Source organism: Algoriphagus faecimaris, from assembly GCF_900101705.1.
Lineage (GTDB): Bacteria > Bacteroidota > Bacteroidia > Cytophagales > Cyclobacteriaceae > Algoriphagus > Algoriphagus faecimaris.
Genome location: NZ_FNAC01000001.1, coordinates 78417 through 96673 on the forward strand (window position 1 = coordinate 78417; position 18257 = coordinate 96673).

The 18257-nt window shown below is 42.2% G+C and carries 12 protein-coding genes; 6 read left to right on the forward strand and 6 right to left on the reverse strand.

Annotated features, from left to right (window positions below):
• Window positions 1–169: 169 nt before the first annotated feature.
• Window positions 170–2089 (reverse strand): OmpA family protein, encoded by a 1920-nt coding sequence (locus BLQ57_RS00340; RefSeq protein WP_087937697.1) that lies wholly within the window; start codon window positions 2087–2089, stop codon window positions 170–172.
• A gap of 634 nt (window positions 2090–2723) precedes the next feature.
• Here BLQ57_RS00340 and BLQ57_RS00345 point away from each other — a divergent pair.
• Window positions 2724–3377 (forward strand): DUF6266 family protein, encoded by a 654-nt coding sequence (locus tag BLQ57_RS00345; protein WP_087937670.1) that lies wholly within the window; start codon window positions 2724–2726, stop codon window positions 3375–3377.
• 245 nt (window positions 3378–3622) lie between these two features.
• Here BLQ57_RS00345 and BLQ57_RS00350 read toward each other — a convergent pair whose 3' ends face one another.
• From BLQ57_RS00350 to BLQ57_RS00360, 3 genes are all read right to left on the reverse strand, one after another.
• Window positions 3623–4273 (reverse strand): 7-carboxy-7-deazaguanine synthase QueE, encoded by a 651-nt coding sequence (locus BLQ57_RS00350; RefSeq protein WP_087937669.1) that lies wholly within the window; start codon window positions 4271–4273, stop codon window positions 3623–3625.
• 138 nt (window positions 4274–4411) lie between these two features.
• Window positions 4412–4885, reverse strand: coding sequence for a GNAT family N-acetyltransferase (locus tag BLQ57_RS00355; RefSeq protein WP_087937668.1), 474 nt, complete (start codon window positions 4883–4885; stop codon window positions 4412–4414).
• 172 nt (window positions 4886–5057) lie between these two features.
• Window positions 5058–6647, reverse strand: a complete 1590-nt coding sequence (locus BLQ57_RS00360) for a peptidase dimerization domain-containing protein (protein WP_087937667.1) — start codon at window positions 6645–6647, stop codon at window positions 5058–5060.
• A 172-nt stretch (window positions 6648–6819) separates the two neighbouring features.
• On the opposite strand from BLQ57_RS00360, the gene leuS reads away from it, so the two are divergent.
• From leuS to BLQ57_RS00375, 3 genes are all read left to right on the forward strand, one after another.
• Window positions 6820–9594, forward strand: coding sequence for a leucine--tRNA ligase (gene leuS, locus BLQ57_RS00365; RefSeq protein WP_087937666.1), 2775 nt, complete (start codon window positions 6820–6822; stop codon window positions 9592–9594).
• Window positions 9595–9640: 46 nt separating this feature from the next.
• Complete coding sequence (locus BLQ57_RS00370) at window positions 9641–10687, forward strand: glycosyltransferase family 4 protein (protein ID WP_087937665.1); 1047 nt, start codon at window positions 9641–9643, stop codon at window positions 10685–10687.
• Between the two features lie 145 nt (window positions 10688–10832).
• A complete protein-coding gene (locus BLQ57_RS00375) occupies window positions 10833–11531 on the forward strand; it encodes an FkbM family methyltransferase (protein ID WP_240507725.1) in 699 nt (232 codons plus the stop codon).
• Window position 11532: 1 nt separating this feature from the next.
• Here the strand turns inward: BLQ57_RS00375 and BLQ57_RS00380 are convergent, their stop codons facing one another.
• Both BLQ57_RS00380 and BLQ57_RS00385 read right to left on the reverse strand, forming a co-directional pair.
• Window positions 11533–14364, reverse strand: a complete 2832-nt coding sequence (locus tag BLQ57_RS00380; protein ID WP_169712690.1) for a T9SS type B sorting domain-containing protein — start codon at window positions 14362–14364, stop codon at window positions 11533–11535.
• Between the two features lie 232 nt (window positions 14365–14596).
• Window positions 14597–15247, reverse strand: a complete 651-nt coding sequence (locus tag BLQ57_RS00385; protein WP_087937662.1) for a Crp/Fnr family transcriptional regulator — start codon at window positions 15245–15247, stop codon at window positions 14597–14599.
• Window positions 15248–15534: 287 nt separating this feature from the next.
• Between BLQ57_RS00385 and BLQ57_RS00395 the strand changes: the two genes are divergently transcribed.
• Together BLQ57_RS00395 and cydB are read left to right on the forward strand one after the other, a co-directional pair.
• Window positions 15535–16926 (forward strand): cytochrome ubiquinol oxidase subunit I, encoded by a 1392-nt coding sequence (locus tag BLQ57_RS00395; RefSeq protein ID WP_087937660.1) that lies wholly within the window; start codon window positions 15535–15537, stop codon window positions 16924–16926.
• Window positions 16927–16928: 2 nt separating this feature from the next.
• Complete coding sequence (gene cydB / locus BLQ57_RS00400) at window positions 16929–18005, forward strand: cytochrome d ubiquinol oxidase subunit II (RefSeq protein WP_087937659.1); 1077 nt, start codon at window positions 16929–16931, stop codon at window positions 18003–18005.
• The last annotated feature ends 252 nt before the right edge of the window (window positions 18006–18257 follow it).

Consider the following 18257-nt stretch of genomic DNA (forward strand, 5'->3'; position numbering starts at 1 on the left):
ATCCATTTTTTATTCCTTAAAAGGTCTTTTTCTCAAAATAATCTTGATATGTTTTGATATAATGAATATTAAAAAGGAAATAATACAGACTAATTGAGAATTTTATATAATCTTATAGATATAAAAACAATGTTTTTTGTCCTATATCAAATAGAATAAACCTTAAAAATCACAGAACCCTGATCGTAATTCTTCTGTTTAAGGCTTGATTCTGCGGGCTATCGTTTGGTACCATGGGTTGCGAATCTCCCATACCTTCTGTGGCCACTCTTGCAGGATGAATTTCATGGGAAACCAAGTACGCTTGAACGGACTTTGCCCTTTGTAAACTCAAGGCTTCATTATAAGTGGCAGAACCTACATTATCTGTATGTCCGGAAATCATGATGTTAACATTAGGGTTTTCCTCCAAAAATTTAACTAAGCGACGTAAGGACGTCATAGACTCCTGCTTCAGCTCAAATTTATCGAAATCAAAAAATACATTTTCAAAGACAAACTCCTCTCCTGACGCCACGGGGGTAAGTTCGACTTGCAAGTCTTTGACATTTTGAATGGAATCTCTTTCTACATTATAGATTTTGGGCAAGAAGCCCTTCTTCTCCACATAAAGACCTGATACGGATTTCTCTGGATACAGCATCATAAACTCTCCCGTCTTTCCGTCAGCTTTAAATTCGTAAAGCGTGCTATCATTGCTTAGTGAAACCAAAGACAAGGTAGCGTCTACGGGCTCGCCAGTTTTTGAGTTGAGCACCTGTCCTCCCGTCACGATTAGATTATCTCCCAGGTAGATTTCTTCTGGAAATGGAAACCGGTACAGCAAAGATTTGTCCCCTTCCGGTGAGGTGGCCATTTCTGAATAATAGGCATAGTCTTTTTGGGCGGTAATAAACAAAGCCACTTGATCCAAGTGGTCATTGATCGGCAAGCCCAAGTTTTCAGGCTCCTGAAATTCCCCATCCACCACTCGAGAAAGGAAAATGTCCATCCCTCCAAAGCCCTGATGTCCATTAGAAGCAAAGAATAGAATCTCATTATTGAAAAACATAAAAGGAGAAATCTCATCCTTATCCGTATTGACTACATTGCCGAGATTTTTGGCTTCAGTCCAAGTGCCATCTGCCATACGCACAGTGTACCATATATCATTTCCCCCGTATCCTCCACGACGGTTGGATGAAAAAAACAATACCCTTCCATCTGCAGATAAGGAAGGCTGAGAATCCCAAAAGCGGGAATTTACCTTTTTCCCCATATTCTTGGGTCGCTGCCATCGACCATTGACGCGGTAGGAAATATACAAGTCGCAACTTCCCTCCGAATCAGGTGCGTCACAGGAGGTATAAATTAAGATATTCCCATCAGCAGTGACGGTACAGGTTCCTTCATTGTAAGGTGAGTTAATCGTCTGCGCAATACTTTCAGGAGGGGACCATCCTCCTGAAGTAGTGATATAAGAGGTGAAAATATCTTCTTTGTCAAAATTCCCCGTACCATCTCTTTTGGTAAATAAAATCTGAACGCCATCTGCAGTAAGCACTGGGAAATACTGAAGTTGAAATTGATTTAAAGGCTCCGCCAAGAGTTCCCTTTCTATATCTTTCACTTGGTTAAGATGGGTTTTCAAAAAATCCATGCGGGATTTCACATCCTTATAATAGATGTTATTCCGGAAGTTCGTTTCAAATAGTGGATCAATCTCCTCAAATTGACTGAGCGCCTGATCAAATTCTCCTTGCTGCAAATAAATATTGGTGAACAACCATCCTATTTCAACCACATGTTTTTGAGTCGCATTTTTACCGGAAAGCCTTCTTTTCCCGGCAGCAGCCACAGCTTCTGCTTCCTCTAGCTCTCCTTTGGTGATTAAGAGTTGAGAAAGTTTGACGTATGCCTCCAGAAATGAACCTTCTCTATTGATTGCTGCTCTAAATTTTTCCTCAGCTTCGTCATATCTACGCTCCCTTATTAATTCTTCCCCTTCGGTAAAAAATCGAATAGCCCGCCCATCAATAATCGAATAACTCTGACTATAAGCATTATAGCCGATCATTAAGAAGCAAATCAGGAGATATACAGGGCGCATGGGCTCAAGGAATGTCCCTAAATTTATGAGTTTGTAGCGATATTTTCCAAAATGAAGCTTTTTTAACGCAATCACAGTCCTCTTTTAAAGGTGTATCAATTGGTGGAGATATGAACCGAAACAAATAAAACACCAGAAAAAAATCGTGATTTAGCGGCTTCTTTTTCAGCCACGAATGCACGAATTGGAAACTTCGCCATGGTCTGTGTCTTACAGACTACTTTTCCTTTCTGTCCACGTGAGCCCCTGCCTAGACGGCAAATACAGGTCTCCACTCACATAAGCTCTCCTTTGCCGAAGTAAGTGTCCTCACTCACTTCTACCTTTAACTCTATTTATTCCGGTTTATAGAGACGCAATCCAAGGCTGGGAAAAGCAAGAAAAAATCCGAGAATTCGTAGCAAACAAACTAACTTCGTCGAAGGAATAATCCAATTCTGATTTTTGAGATTTAGTAGGTTTATTTAGGGTATCTATAGGGTAAGTATAGTTCTTTTATAGGGTCTTTTTAGTTACTGTAGTTATATTTACCCTATAGTTTTTTTATACTTTTTCATTAAAAACACTTATTTTCATTGACTTAAATTCATGTATTTCCTAAATTAAGCTTAGTTAATACCAGAGCAGATCACTTATGGGAAATCTACCCCCAAAAAACATCTTCTTTCCACAGGGGAAAATCGGCAACCTGGTCTTCTATTCGATGAACGGAAAGACCGTCGTTCGTACTCGCCCTAGTGGTACCCACCGAAACAAAACCCATCCATCCTCACTCCAACTCCTGCAGAGGGAGAAGCTCAAGACCATCAACCGATTTCTCAAACCCCTAAAGCGGGTGCTGGATTTCGGCTATCAGGAATTTCTCACCCAGAGCAAAAAAGGAATCCATCTGGCCTATGCCGAACTCAACCACAAGGGCTATCATCACGAACGAGAACCCAAAATCGACCCGGCCTTTCTGAAGATCAGCAAGGGGAATCTACTTGAACCCCAAAATCCAAGTTTGGAGAAAACAGGCTCGGGAATTCGCATCAGTTGGGATTCTGGTACAGAAGAAGGCAAGTCCAAGCCAAATGACGAGACTTTTATTGTCCTTTATCAACCCGAGCAGGAAAAATACATCTGGGTCGAGCAGAAATTCAGAAGATCGGAGGGGCTGGCAGAAGTTGATCTTAGTGAAGCCAATAAGGACTCTCTCTGGCATGTCTATTTTGCCTTTAGTCAATATAATATCTGGAGGAAGTCATATATCCTTAGCAATTCGGAATATTTGGGGAAGGTGGAGTGATTTAGAGACCGGAGAAGGTGGTAGGATTCTAAATAGTCTAATTGGAGACCATTCGTGAATTAGCAGCTACTTCTTGAGCAACGAATGCACGAATTGTGTTTTTTGAATGGAAATGGAACTTTAGCCAATTCTTCAAAAAGACTTGGTATTACATATGAGCTTTAGCTCAAACTTCTTTCTATCAAATTATTCCGGTTCGTGTCTTCAAGAACCGAGGGCGGGATATGGCAAGAAAAAATCAGGACTTAGGGAATATCCATAAACTTATGCGTTTGTAAGGAAATCTTCCAACTAGGATGACTTTTCACATAGTCAATGAGCTTAGGAGTGAATATATCTGCTTTACTCCATTCAGGCTGAAGTCGTAGTTCGCAGGATGACCTAACAGATTGCGCATGTTCCTCCGCAAACTTGAAATCACTATCATGAAAAATCACCACCTTCAATTCATCGGCCTGATCGTAAATGGAGGGATGGGGTTTCTTAAATTTCTTGGGTGAAAAACAAACCCAGTCAAAATCACCCGAAAAGGGATGTGCTCCGGAAGTTTCAATATTGGTAGTAAAGCCCTTTTCTTTCAAAAGCTTGGTCAAAGGATTCAGATTATACATCAAAGGCTCACCTCCTGTGATGACCACTAGTCGTCCAGGATGAGAACAAGCATCATCTACAATTTTCTCAATGGAAACAATAGGCCATTTACCCGCTTCCCAAGATTCTTTGACATCGCACCAGACGCAACCCACATCGCAACCTCCTAGCCGAATAAAATAAGCGGGATGTCCAGTAAATTTGCCTTCACCTTGGATTGTATAAAAAGCTTCCATCAATGGAAGCTGAAGCCCTGCGGCTACGAGTTCTTGGGTAGTCGAAGCTACCTGATCGAGTGTGTCCATGAATTTTTGTTAAAGCGGGTGATTCGACCGCTAAATGAATAAGGAAACAAAGGTAAGGTTAAGGATTGGAATAAAGAAAAATAACCATGAGCTATTAGTAGCTATCTTTTACTTTACTCACAGCACATATTTCTAATCTTAGTTTTCAATCTTTTCACTCAATTCCTTCCACATGACGATCCGATAATCATCCAGACCTCCTTTTCGGATGACTTTAACGATTTTAAACCCTCGACTTAGACCAAAATTAATCATCGGAGGTAATCGATTTCGTGTCTTGAAAAATACAGACTTGAATCCCTTTTCTGTCGCCCAATCCTCTTGGAATTCCGCTAAAGCTTCGGCTATTCCTCTTTTTCGAAATTCAGGCCTCACTCCTCCCATCCAAGAATAAAAGGTCTCAGGCTCATCGGATTCATAGCCTACTTTAAATCCAAGCAATTCACCCTGCTTTTCGGCAACCAAAGCTAAGTGAAGCCTATTCTTTAATCGATCAACATAAAAATCAAGCCCCACCTCATTACCGGAAAACTCAGGAATACGCTCATGAACCCATAGCAATTCGGCAGGAGAAGCTTCTCTTACTGTAAATTTAAGATGGATTTTTGTCATGATATTTTTGATTTACAAAAATGGATTTAAAAGACGAAGCCTCGTTACCGACCTCCATTTAACCTTAATAATCATCAGGGACAAAAAGACCTTCGAGGTTTCAAAAGCCTCGAAAGGTCGCTTTGGAATGTCTTCAATCCGAAATAAAAATTCGTATTTCAGCTAAACTGATTTAATCTTTTTTTACCGTCGGATAGGTCACTCCCAACTGCTCCAAATAGCTGTCATATTTCGTCTCATCGTAGTAGAATTTCTCCAAGGATGGACGGAATTGCTTCATAATCCCTTCATTCAAATAGATCGGAGGAGCATCATCGGCCGTAATCATGGGTTTATAAGTTTCCTCCTTGGTCTGTACATTTTTGAAATATTCCCAAGCTTGATCCACCAATTCGGGCTGAAGCAAGAAATCCAAAATGGTCATCGCTTCTACCTTCGCCCCCTGAGTCACCCCCTTATGGGCAATCGGGGTAGCCATCGCGATGGCATTGCTCCAATGATGCCCTGGCAATCCCGGTATATTGGATGGGAATCGCAAAGTCACTGTGGGTACCACCCAAGACACATCCCCAATATCGTCAGAACCTCCACTTCTGATTTCCTCAGAAGGAACGCCTAAATCAATCAGTTCGGTAGCCAAGCCTTTTTCTTCAGAACCCATTTCTTTTTGAACTGCCTTGGCTAAGGTTTGATCCTTTTCGTCCCATTCCGGCAACCCAACTTTCTGAATGTTGGCAAACATGGCTTCTGCAATGGTCTTATTGAAATGCCTAGGCCATGCTGTACCCAAAACTTTATAATCCATGGTAGTTTCGGTCATCAAGGCCGCCCCTTTGGCAATATTATTTGCCTGCTCATACATTTCCATAATACCATCGTACTTCACGTCACGGAAGTAATACCAAATGGAGGCCTTAGAAGGAACTACATTAGGCTGATCTCCGCCATCGGTGATAATGGAATGGGATCGTTTCAGCGGATGTAAATGCTCTCTCTTGTAATTCCATCCAATATTCATCAACTCCACCGCATCTGCAGCACTTTTCCCTCTCCAGGGTGCCCCTGCAGAATGAGCTGCATCACCTGAGAAGGAATATTCCACCGAAATCAACCCGGTTCCGTTGGCTTGACCCCAGCTTACTCCCAAATTATTGGCCACATGGGTGAAAATACACATATCCACTCCTTCAAATAAGCCGTCTCGGGTGTACCAAGCTTTGGCTGCTACCAATTCCTCGGCGATTCCCGGCCAAAGAATCAGCGTGCCCCCGATATTTTCCCGTTCCATGATTTGCTTTACTGCCAATGCCGCCGTGATATTCAAAGGAATCCCTGCATTATGCCCCTCTCCATGCCCAGGCGCACCATCTACCATAGGCTTGTGATAGGCGACACCAGGATATTGGGAGGCTTTGGGGATATTATCCACATCCGAACCCAGTGCAATGACAGGTCCTTCTCCATTACTCCAAGTAGCCCACCAAGCCGTAGGAATACCCGAAATCCCCGTTTGGATTTCAAATCCATTTTGCTCCAAAACCCCGGTGAGGTATTTAGAAGATTCGATTTCTTGAAAGCCCAGTTCTGCAAAACTGAATATCTTATCCACCATCACTTGACTTTGCTTGTGATTATCCTGGACGATCTGAGCGACCTCACTTTTTAAGGCTTCGATTTGTTTGGGAGAAAATTTTTTCTGCCCAAAAGCAGCCCCACTCACTCCTAGAAGCAAGCCGAGGCCAACTAGTATGATTTTTCTCATTTTAATAGTTTAATTGATCCACTGGAATTTACCAAAAAGCCAGAAACCCTCATCACAAAATTGACTAGCGGAAAAATAAGAAGACGACAGGAATTAGAAATTTGACTATCAAAGCCGCCTGATTTTTCTATTTTTGCAGGCGTTTAGCTAAAAAATCAAGAAAATTTCAATTATGGCGGAGTACAATTTCAGAGGAATCGAACAAAAATGGCAGGGCTATTGGAAAGAAAAAGGCACTTTTCATGCTGAAGTTGATCCAAATCGACCCAAATTCTATTCCTTGGACATGTTTCCATATCCTTCTGGTGCAGGTCTCCATGTAGGACATCCGCTGGGTTACATTGCTTCGGATATTGTCAGTCGATTTAAAATGCTCAAGGGTTTCAATGTTCTACACCCCATGGGCTATGATTCCTTTGGCTTACCTGCTGAGCAATATGCCATCCAAACAGGACAGCATCCCGCCATCACTACCGAGCAAAACATAGCCCGATACACTGAGCAGCTGAAAAATATCGGCTTCGCTTTCGATTGGGATCGAGAAGTGCGGACCTCTGATCCATCCTACTACAAGTGGACGCAGTGGATTTTTATGCAGCTTTTTAATAGTTATTACGATTTGGATGCGGACAAAGCACTACCTATAGGCTCTCTGATTTCCCGATTTGAAAAGGAAGGCAATACCCAGGTCAAAGCTGTTTGCGATGAGGATACTCAAGCTTTTAGCGCAGAAGAATGGGCTGCCTTTTCTGAAAAGGCTAAGCAGGAAATGTTGCTTAAATACCGTTTGACTTTCTTAGCAGAAACCACCGTCAATTGGTGCCCAGCTTTGGGAACTGTTCTTTCCAACGACGAAGTGAAAGACGGCTTTTCTGAGAGAGGTGGCCACCCTGTGGAGCGAAAGAAAATGATGCAGTGGTCCATGCGGATCACAGCCTATGCAGATCGGCTTTTGAAAGGCTTGGAAAAAGTGGACTGGTCTGAGCCTATCAAAGAAATGCAGCGCAACTGGATCGGAAAATCCATTGGAGCTGAGATGGTATTTCAAGTCAAGAGCTCCGATAAAAAAATCAAAGTTTTTACCACCCGAGTAGATACCATTTACGGTGTGACTTATTTGGCTTTGGCACCGGAGTCAGATTTAGCCGCCGAACTCATCACTGACGATCAGCGGGAAACTGCCGAAGCCTATATCCAAGTAGCCAAGAACCGCTCCGAGCGCGAGCGGATGAGCGATGTCAAAACGATCTCCGGCGCCTTTACCGGATCCTATGCCATCAATCCATTTAATGGGGAAGAAATTCAGATTTGGGTTGCAGATTATGTATTGGCCGGATACGGTACTGGCGCCGTAATGGCTGTTCCAGCGCACGACGAACGCGATTATAACTTTGCGAAGCATTTCGGATTGGAAATCAGACAAGTGATCGAAGGCTCCATGGAAAACGGATCTTTCCCCGGCAAGGGCGGTTTGATCATTAATTCAGGATTCCTTTCCGGCTTGTATATGAAGGAAGCCATGGAAAAGGCAATCGAATTTTTGGAAGAAAAAGGCATCGGAAAAGGAAAAATCCAATTCCGAATGCGGGATGCTATTTTCACCCGTCAGCGCTATTGGGGGGAACCGCTTCCAGTTTATTTTAAAGATGGCTTGCCTTATTTAATTGATGAAAAAGACTTGCCTTTGGTGCTTCCTGAGGTAGACAAATATTTGCCTACCGAAGATGGAGAACCACCCCTAGGACGAGCTAAAGATTGGACCTACAAAACCGCCGAGGGCGAATATCCATTGGAACTCTCGACCATGCCGGGTTGGGCAGGATCGAGCTGGTACTTCTTCCGCTACATGGATCCTAAAAATGAGGAAGTTTTCGCAGAAAAAGCCAAAACCGATTACTGGGGTGCTGTGGATTTGTATATCGGTGGTTCCGAGCATGCGACGGGGCACTTGTTGTATTCCCGCTTTTGGACCAAGTTTTTATATGATTTAGGTGTAGTGAGCATCGACGAGCCATTCCAAAAAATGATCAACCAAGGAATGATTCAGGGACGATCAAATTTTGTGTATCGAGTCAAAGGAACCAACCAATTCGTAAGCTTAGGATTAAAAGACCAATACGATACTTCCGCCATGCACGTGGACGTGAATATTGTGCATAATGATCAATTGAATCTGGACAAGTTCAAATCTTGGAGACCGGACCTGACCGACGCGGAATTTATTTTGGAAGACGGAAAATACATCTGTGGTGCAGAAGTGGAGAAAATGTCCAAGTCCAAATACAACGTGGTCAATCCAGACGACATCATCGAACGCTACGGGGCCGATACCTTAAGATTGTATGAGATGTTCCTCGGGCCATTGGAGCAATTTAAGCCTTGGAATACCAATGGGATCGACGGAGTATTTAAGTTTTTGAGGAAACTTTGGAACCTGTACCATGACGGTAAAGGAGAATTTGCGGTTTCCGATGAAAAAGCAAGCAAGGAAGAACTGAAAGCCCTGCACAAAGCCATCAAAAAGCTGGAAGAGGACATGGCTAATTTCTCTTTTAATACCTCTGTGTCAAGCTTTATGATCTGCGTGAATGAGCTAACCGCCTTGAAATGTAACAAGCGGGAAGTGTTGGAGCCTTTGGCGATTTTGATTTCTCCGTACGCACCTCACATCGCAGAGGAACTTTGGTCATTATTGAGTCATTCGGGCTCGATTACCACTGCAAAATTCCCCGAATTCAGAGAAGAATACCTAGTTGAAAGCAATTTTGAATATCCTGTGATGATCAATGGAAAAATGCGGGCGAAGCTCAACTTGAGTCTTGAACTCAGCAAAGAGGATATCGAAAAAGCGGCTTTGGCAGATACTACCGTACAAAAATGGCTGGAGGGTAAATCTCCAAAAAAGGTCATTGTCGTACCAGGTAAGATTGTGAATCTGGTAGTGTAATTCATAAATTATAATCGGAAAGAAGTGACATACTAAGACCCCAATCATGAGAAAAAAGCTTTTGTATGTCACTCCTTCTTTCCAATCATTTGTTAAAGCTGACCTTCAGCTATTAAAAAATCATTTTCAAGTATGCATCAACCATTATCCGTGGGAATATAAACAGTACGCTCCTGTCTACTTTCTGAGACAATTTTTCGCTTTAATTCCTTTGGTCTTCCAAACTGACCTAGTAATAGTAAATTTTGGGGGCTATTGGGCGTTTTGGCCCACTTTGTTTGCTCGGCTTTTTGGCAAAAAATCTGTCATAATCATACACGGAACAGACAGTGCAGCCATTCCCGAAATCAATTATGGCAGCTTAAGAATTCCCATCCTCAAGAAAATCTGCGGAGCTGCTTATCTTATGACTGACAGGATTTTCCCCGTAAGTGAGTCTCTTCTCAAAACCCAACTCAACTTTGACCCGAAAATTTTAAATAAAAATCAGGGAATTGAAACAATCTTTCCTAAAATCTCTACCCCCACCGAGATCATTTACAATGGTTTGGATGAAGAATTCTGGGATTTTCCTGCTGAAATAGCAAAAGAAGAAAATAGCTTTTTGACGGTCATGTCCTACAGTCAATTTGATCTAAAAGGTGGAGACCTGATCCTCAAACTTGCCCTAGCATTACCAGAATGCCACTTCTATTTTGCAGGTGTAGATGCAAATGACCTATCCAAGAAGACTCCTGAAAATGTACATTTTTTAGGAAAGCTCAGTCCCGAAAAGCTCCGCGAGCGCTATCAAAAATCACAGTTTTATTTTCAACTGTCGAGCTTTGAAGGTTTTGGCTGTGCGCTTGCGGAAGCCATGCTTTGTGGGTGTATTCCTATAGGGGCAAAAACAAATCATATTCCCCAAATCATCGGTGAAGCCGGATTGATTCTAGCAAAAAAAGATCTTCAACTTGCCCTAGACCTTGTGCAAAAGGCCTTACTTTTACCAAATAAGAAAATCTGGTCAAAAAAGGCTCGAACACAAATTACCCAAAACTTCACCTTAAAGATGAGGGAAGAAAAATTGATCAAGGCCCTCAAGCTACTTTAATACGATGGAAAAATTGTTAAGCAGTCTATCTAGAAATTTTTACATCATTCCTGGTGGCTATTTTTTATCTAGATTCTTGCGGAGTTTGTTTTCGAGCAATTCGCAAACACCTAATTGGAGAGTCTTTAACTTCAGAGGCATTCGAATGAAAGTAGATATCTCTAAGCAAATGGGCAGAGCGATCTATTGGAGAGGAGCACATGATTGGGCGCCAATTTTCACCCTAGAAAGTCAACTCAACTCAGGAGATACCTTTATCGATGTGGGCGCCAATCAGGGAGAGTACAGTTTGTGGGCCGCTAGAAAGGTGGGTTCAGGAGGCAAAGTTTATTCTTATGAACCCATGTCGGCTTTATTTGCTCAGCTGAAGGAAAATATCCAATTGAACCCCAAACTGCAAGCAATCTTTAATCCCTTAGAACTTGGTCTAAGCAAGGAGCCGGGGGAATTGGAACTCTTCACCCAACCCGGTCAAAATGAAGGTACCAATACTATTTTCGGATCGGATCATTTTCATATTCCCTTAGGAAAAATCCAACTAGACACACTTGACAGGCAGGTAGAGGAATTAAATATCAAAGCAATCAACCTGATTAAAATTGATGTGGAAGGGGCCGAATTGCAGGTTTTACAAGGGGGCGAAAAAACCATTGCTTCTTTTCGACCCAAGCTCTTGCTTGAAATCAACCGAGAAGCCTGCCAATCAGGAGGCTATGAAGCAGAGGACATCTTGAAATTCCTCGACCAATACAAGTATAAATTTTACCAAATCGGCCTTCGAGGAAAACTAATCCCGGTTAAAGCACTCCCAGAATTCTGTAATGTATTGGCTCTTCCGAGCTAAATCATTTTAGTAAAAGAAAGGAACCTGACTGGAATTGATGCCCTTTCGTTTCGCTCCAATAGTTAATCCGATAAATGTAGGTGCCACTTGGTGCTTCTTCCCCTCTGATTGACCCATCCCATCCTGTATCTGTGAGCGAATCTGAAAAATATAGGGTTTCCCCCCATCGATTGAAAATCCAAAATTGGATCGAATCGATTTGCCTAAATACAGGGAAATAAAAATCATTTTTGCCATCACCATTTGGAGTAAATGCATTTGGCATCCTCAAGGCAGGTGCTCCCACTTCCAGTATCCTAGAAACTTCTTTGATACAACCTGTCTCATTCATGGAAGTCAACCGGATGGTGTATTTGCCTGCTTTTTCATAGCTGTGAATCGGAGACACCTCTGAACTTACCTCTCCATCTCCAAAATCCCAAGAATAAACAAGTGCCCCGTACCCCTCAGATAAATTGATAAAGTCTATCTCTTCGCCGGGATTCAGTGAGGTTCCTGCAGAAATAGACTCGCTTTCCAATTCAAATTCGGCCTTCAGGTAATTATATTCTTCTGTTTTAACTTCCAATTCTGCCTCTTGGAAACAGCCCTTTCCATCTACCAAGGTGACCTTATACATCCCGGGCAAGATATCTGGCAATTCAATTCGACCCTTTTCTACCTCTATCAGATTAAATAAGTAATCTGCTCCATCCACTGACTTTCCTTCTACGGTCAAAGTATAGTTCTCCTCTGATTCCGATTCTATCAAGACAAAATTCGCTAAGGAAGGGGAGTCCGGACAAGTAGTTTGAGCTTCATTTTTTTCTAAGGTTAAACTGAAACCGGCAGAAGGGCTAACTTCAAAATCTAGCGTTCGCTGACAACCATTCGCATCGGATACTACTACTTGGTGGCTTCCGAAAGCAAAACTTCTACTGGCTTGATTGACAGGACCCAAACCATCCAAATAGTCAAAGGTAAAAGGAGCTTTTCCTTCCACTACCTTGAAGCTGACCAAGGATTCAGACGAAGGTGCTCCACACGCTAAATCCTCTTGCTCAACTTCTACCTCAATATACCCTGCCTCTATACTAAATTCCTTTGGACAATTGAGGTTATTTGGAAAGACAGCAAAGTAGGATTGATTGGAGTCTAATGGCAACTCTGCAACATATTCAGTAGTGGAAGATAAAATGGGGAATTCATCATAGAATCGAGTCCCAGCTGGGAAAATAGTAGTCAGACTTAAAATCTGTACAAACTGATCGTTTACATCTTGACAAATGAAAAGCTTAGAATTTTCCGTGTCAAAACCACAATTTTCTTTGAGGTAATCCGCAGCATTGACGACAACTTCTAAAGGACCAAAAATAGGGGTGTCAAAACAGGTGCTTCCTTGAGAAACACCAATCTTTAGAGGAGAGGTGGGAATTGCGTTGCCGTTCACTCCATTGATCCCGTTAAGTTCGCCGTCCAAAACAAAGTTGGCACTACAGGTATTGATTAGCAAGGCACATTCCCCTGTAACTTTGACTTTGTAAGTAATTTCCGCAAACACCTCACCCTTAGTATTGGGTATGGGGACATCTCCTATATCCCAATACAATTGCCTTACCGTTGGGCTATCGTCAAATCCCGGTAATGAATTATCAGAGGCCGCGGAATAAAAAACAGTTTCGGCAGACACATACTCCAATCCTTGGGGCAAATTTAATGTAAGCAAAGCGTCTTCAACAGCCATTTCACTCGTATTTCTAATCTCTATCGTCAGCTCAATCTCATCCCCTGGCACCACCTCACTTGCTGGTGAATCTGAGAAGTAGTGAAACCCTTCCAATAAGGGCTGACTTGTTTCCACTGCAGTGACTAGCGAATAAATCACATAGGCATCCCCATCTGTGCCATAGCGAAACCGCGTGCTTGTCTGACCATTTTCCAGGATTTCATTGTCTGCATTTGGAATATCAAACACAGCGATATCCATTCCGGTATTATTTTTCAGATTGGGATTTCTTGGATTTCCCCCAGTAGCAATACTTGAATTGAAAAAATTATTCTCTGAGTTTTCTCCATGGGAAAGCCGCACAAAGTCATTGGAGCCTTGGCCCTTTTCGATCTCTAGGTAATCGCCTGTAGCGGCGACATCCCCCTCTCCTGCTGCTACGCCGAGCTTCATGCGCACAGGCCCTGAATCTACCGTGGCAAAACCAGAAATAGGTAAAGTATAATCTGCTACCACACTTCCCCTTACAAAAGCATATCCATCAAATACGGTCACACTTCTTTGTTTCATTTGTGGGTTCTCATACACCACCACCATAGACCAGCCACCATAATGGTAATTTGTGCCCTCCAAAGCTGCTAAATCAGCTACGGTATACTCTCCTACTCCATTATTCCTGACAAAATCGGTTACCTCCACATAGCCAACGAAAAGTCCCAGATCATTAGGCAAATCCAGACCATAAGTATAGCGGATATCACTGGGACTAGCCGTAAAGACTTGCTGATCTCCTGAAGGCCCTGAAAGTGTCACTTGCCTTCTATTCAGCTTTTTATCTGTAAAACCAGAAGAGTTAACAGTAAATTCATCCTGAATCGGCCCTCTCCCCGACCAATAAAGTCCGGCAAACAGCACTTGGGTACAGTTTGGATCTGCTCCATTTTCAGCTGAAAAAGTCAAACTCGCCGAAGAAGAGTTAATGGTGTTAGGATCTTGATCTACATCGACGTAAAGCAAGAGATTATCATTCATCAGGTTGTCGTCGTAATTGGCGAGGCTGAGATTCGTATTTCCTATCAATGCAAAATCCCCATTGATCTCGAAGGTTTTTCTACTAGGATTGTTCAAAGAGGACCGCTCTGTAAAAGGCACCCTTACCTGTGCTTTTAAATAGGGAATTGTCAAGAACAAGAAGCCAAAAAAAAGCATCACCCCTCTTGAGGAGAATTTCTTACTTGAAAAATACCGATTAATACTCACCTCAGAAGCTAATTAAAACTGAATTTCAATAGCAAAGATGATGAAATATTGGAAGATTTAGCTGGATTATTAGATAATTTAGTTTTAAGATTTTGGTTTTTTATTCGCTTAGTAATTCGATCTGATTTCGGTTGACCCGAACCATCCCTCTTTGCTCCAATTTTTTCAGCAATCGAGTAATCACTTCCCTGCTGGAGTTCAGCTCTTGGGCGATTTGCTGATGAGTTTTGTGTACCACTCTTCGCTGACTGGCTTCCGCGTTTTTTTCCAAGTATTCGATCAAGCGCTCATCCATACGATGAAAAGCAATTCCGTCCACTACCTTGAGTAATTCCTCAAAGCGATCTTGATAAGTATCCATGACAAAATAATACCAGGATTTGTATTTGAGCATCCACTCATCGAGCTTACTAATGGGGATTGAGATGACCGTGGTGAGTTCCTCCGGAATAGCCTTAATTTTAGAGTATCCTTCACGGGCTGAACAAATCATAGTGATCGCACAGGCTTCGCCAGCATGCAGGTAGTACATAAAAAGCTCATGATCATCTTCGTCTTCCCTAAATACCTTGACCGTACCGTCCACAATAAGGGGGATAATTTCCACTTTTTGCCCAATATCCATCATCAAAGCATCAGGTTGAAATTGGACAAGTTCACCACAGGAAATTATTTCTTGAACAAGTGGCTCTTCGAATGATGAAAATTGATCTTTGACAAATCCTGCTAACCTATTCGTATTTTCTGACATGGTCTGTATTTTTATTCATCGTGACAGGGGTCACGTCCTTCAAAATTGTGAAAGCTAATTTTGAATCACTTTGTTCCAAAAATGATAAAAATGGTAAATAATCGTGTAAAAATTCTTTTTCTAGCAGGCCTAGGCCTTATGTTATTTTATAGGATTTTGGATCGACTACCATTTATCCCTGAGACTATTTTCTCCTTTGACACCAGCAAAATCTTGAAAATAATAGCAGGACTCATTTTTATTTTCATTGCCTTTTGGACCTATAGAAAATCTAAAAAATCAAGCTTATGAATTGGGATGTAGAAACCCTCTCGCGAATCCAATTTGCATTTACCATCATGTTCCACTACATCTTCCCTCCTTTCAGCATAGGAGTGGGTTTGTTGCTGGTATTCTATGAATCACTCTACCTGATTACCAAGAAGAAAATTTATGAAAAAATTACCCGCTTCTGGATCAAGATCTTTGCGGCTAATTTCTCTGTAGGAGTTGCATCGGGCATTGTGATGGAATTCGAATTTGGCACCAATTGGTCTACCTATTCCCGGTTTGTGGGAGATATTTTTGGTTCTCCCCTAGCGGCAGAAGGTATATTTGCCTTCTTCTTGGAATCAGGCTTTTTGGCTATTTTACTTTTTGGGTGGAACAGGGTCAAGCCAGGCATGCATCTCTTTGCCACCATTATGGTAGCACTTGGAAGTATCCTTTCCGGCTTTTGGATCGTGGTAGCCAACAGCTGGCAACAAACCCCTGTGGCCTATGAGATTGTGGTCGATTATGGCATTCGACGAGCAGTGATCACAGATTTTTGGGAGATGGTATTCAATCCATCGGCAATGGTTCGATTTACTCATGTGATCCTTGGCGCTTGGATACAGGGGGCATTTTTGGTGATGAGCGTATCTGCTTACTACCTAATCAAAAAGAAGAATATTGAATTTGCTCAGAAGTCTTTTGCGATTGCATTGGGACTGGCAGCTATAGCTTCCTTAGCTCAGCCCTTTGTGGGGCATTCCCATGCCAAAATCGTCGCCGAATGGCAACCCACCAAGTTGGCGGCATTTGAAGGCTTATACGAAACCCAAACCAATGCTCCGCTATACCTCATTGGCTGGACGGATCCCGAAACCCGAGAAACAAGTGGGATAGCTATTCCAGGGATGCTGAGTTTCTTGGTACATGGAGATTTTGATGGGGAGGTAATAGGCTTGGAAGAGTTTCCAGAAGAAGACTGGCCTGCGGTAAATGGAGTGTTTCAAAGCTACCACCTGATGGTAGCTTTGGGGATGCTATTTATTGCTGTAACCCTTTTGAGTTTGTTTTTGCTTTGGCGAAAGCAACTTTTCACACCGAAATGGTCTTGGCTGATTAAATTTTATATTCCAGCTGTAGCCTTACCGGTAATGGCCAATCAACTGGGTTGGGTTTCAGCAGAACGAGGACGTCAGCCTTGGATCGTGCAGGGCTTACTAAGGACGAGCGAGGGTGTATCCAAGTCTATTTCTGCTCCAGAAGTAATGATTTCATTGACACTCTTTGTCATAGTCTACATTCTACTGTTTTTCATTTGGCTCTACGTTTTGGATAGAGAAATCAAACATGGTCCAGACCATATTGCCACTGCAGAAGCAGGATACAAAAAGAAATCAGAACGAATGGATGTCATTAAACCTCATTGATCATGGATTATAACGTAGTATGGTATATTCTCGTCGGTATTCTATTAATTGGTTATGCTATTTTGGATGGTTTTGACCTTGGCGTAGGGATCCTACATCTTCGCAGCAAAACCGATCATGACAGACGTATTCTGATGAATGCCATTGGCCCGGTTTGGGATGGTAACGAAGTATGGCTGATTACAGCAGGCGGGGCTTTGTTTGCGGCATTTCCCAATGTCTATGCGACGGCATTTTCTGGGTTTTATCTTCCTTTTATGCTTTTGCTGATCGCCTTGATCTTCAGGGCAGTCTCAATTGAATTTCGTAGCAAAGAAGAAAATCGACGATGGCGTTCATTTTGGGATTGGGGTTTTAGTATAGGGTCTATTTTGGCTGCCCTGCTTTTTGGGATTGCCATAGGCAATGTCGTATTGGGCTTCTCCATCGGTAGTGACATGGAGTATCAGGGCACTTTCTTTGATTTGCTCAATCCTTACTCGATTGCTTCAGGGCTATTTTCGCTGACCATGTTTTCTCTCCATGGAGGAATTTATCTCAATATGAAAACAGAAGGTGCACTTCAAAAACAAGTGCAAGGCTGGATTAAGGTTAATTTTCTAATTTTTATTTTCTTTTATCTGATATTTTCAGGATTGACACTCTACCTGAAGCCTGAGATGATTGCCAATTTTTCTTTTGGAAAGATTGATTTACCGGGTAGCAAACATGAGTTGGTAGAAAATCATGAAACCTTACTTTCTGTTTTTGCATGGACGGTAGTTTTGTTGAATGTTTTGGCCATTGCCAATATTCCAAGAATGCTCTCAAAAGGTCGGGAAGGTTGGGCCTTTATTTCCTCATCGAGTATGATTGCTGCGGTGGTCTTGCTATTTGCTTTGGGAATCTTTCCCAATATGATGGTATCCAATCTAGACCCTGCCTACAATTTGGATATTTATAACGCTGCCTCTTCCCAGTACACCCTGAAAACAATGGCTATACTTGCCTCTTTCGGATTGCCTTTTGTCGCAGCCTACACTACCATTATTTACTGGACCTATAGAGGAAAAGTAAAGTTGGATGAGAGTAGTTATTAAGTAATATGAATATACCGAATTCTGCCATTTGCAAAGTTTTCTAAATATCCACCTCGACTTGGTTCGGCTTCGCTCACTATCCGTCGCTCAGTGTCCGTTTGTTTCATTTTTGTAAATGGGGTAGGAAAATGCGGCTTCGAAGTATTTTCCTCCCTTTCTTATAAAACCTTAAATATGGAGGCCCGTCCTGATCCTGATAAATCGGGACGGGATGAGGCCATTTTTACTTAACAAAGAAGTGGATATCCATAT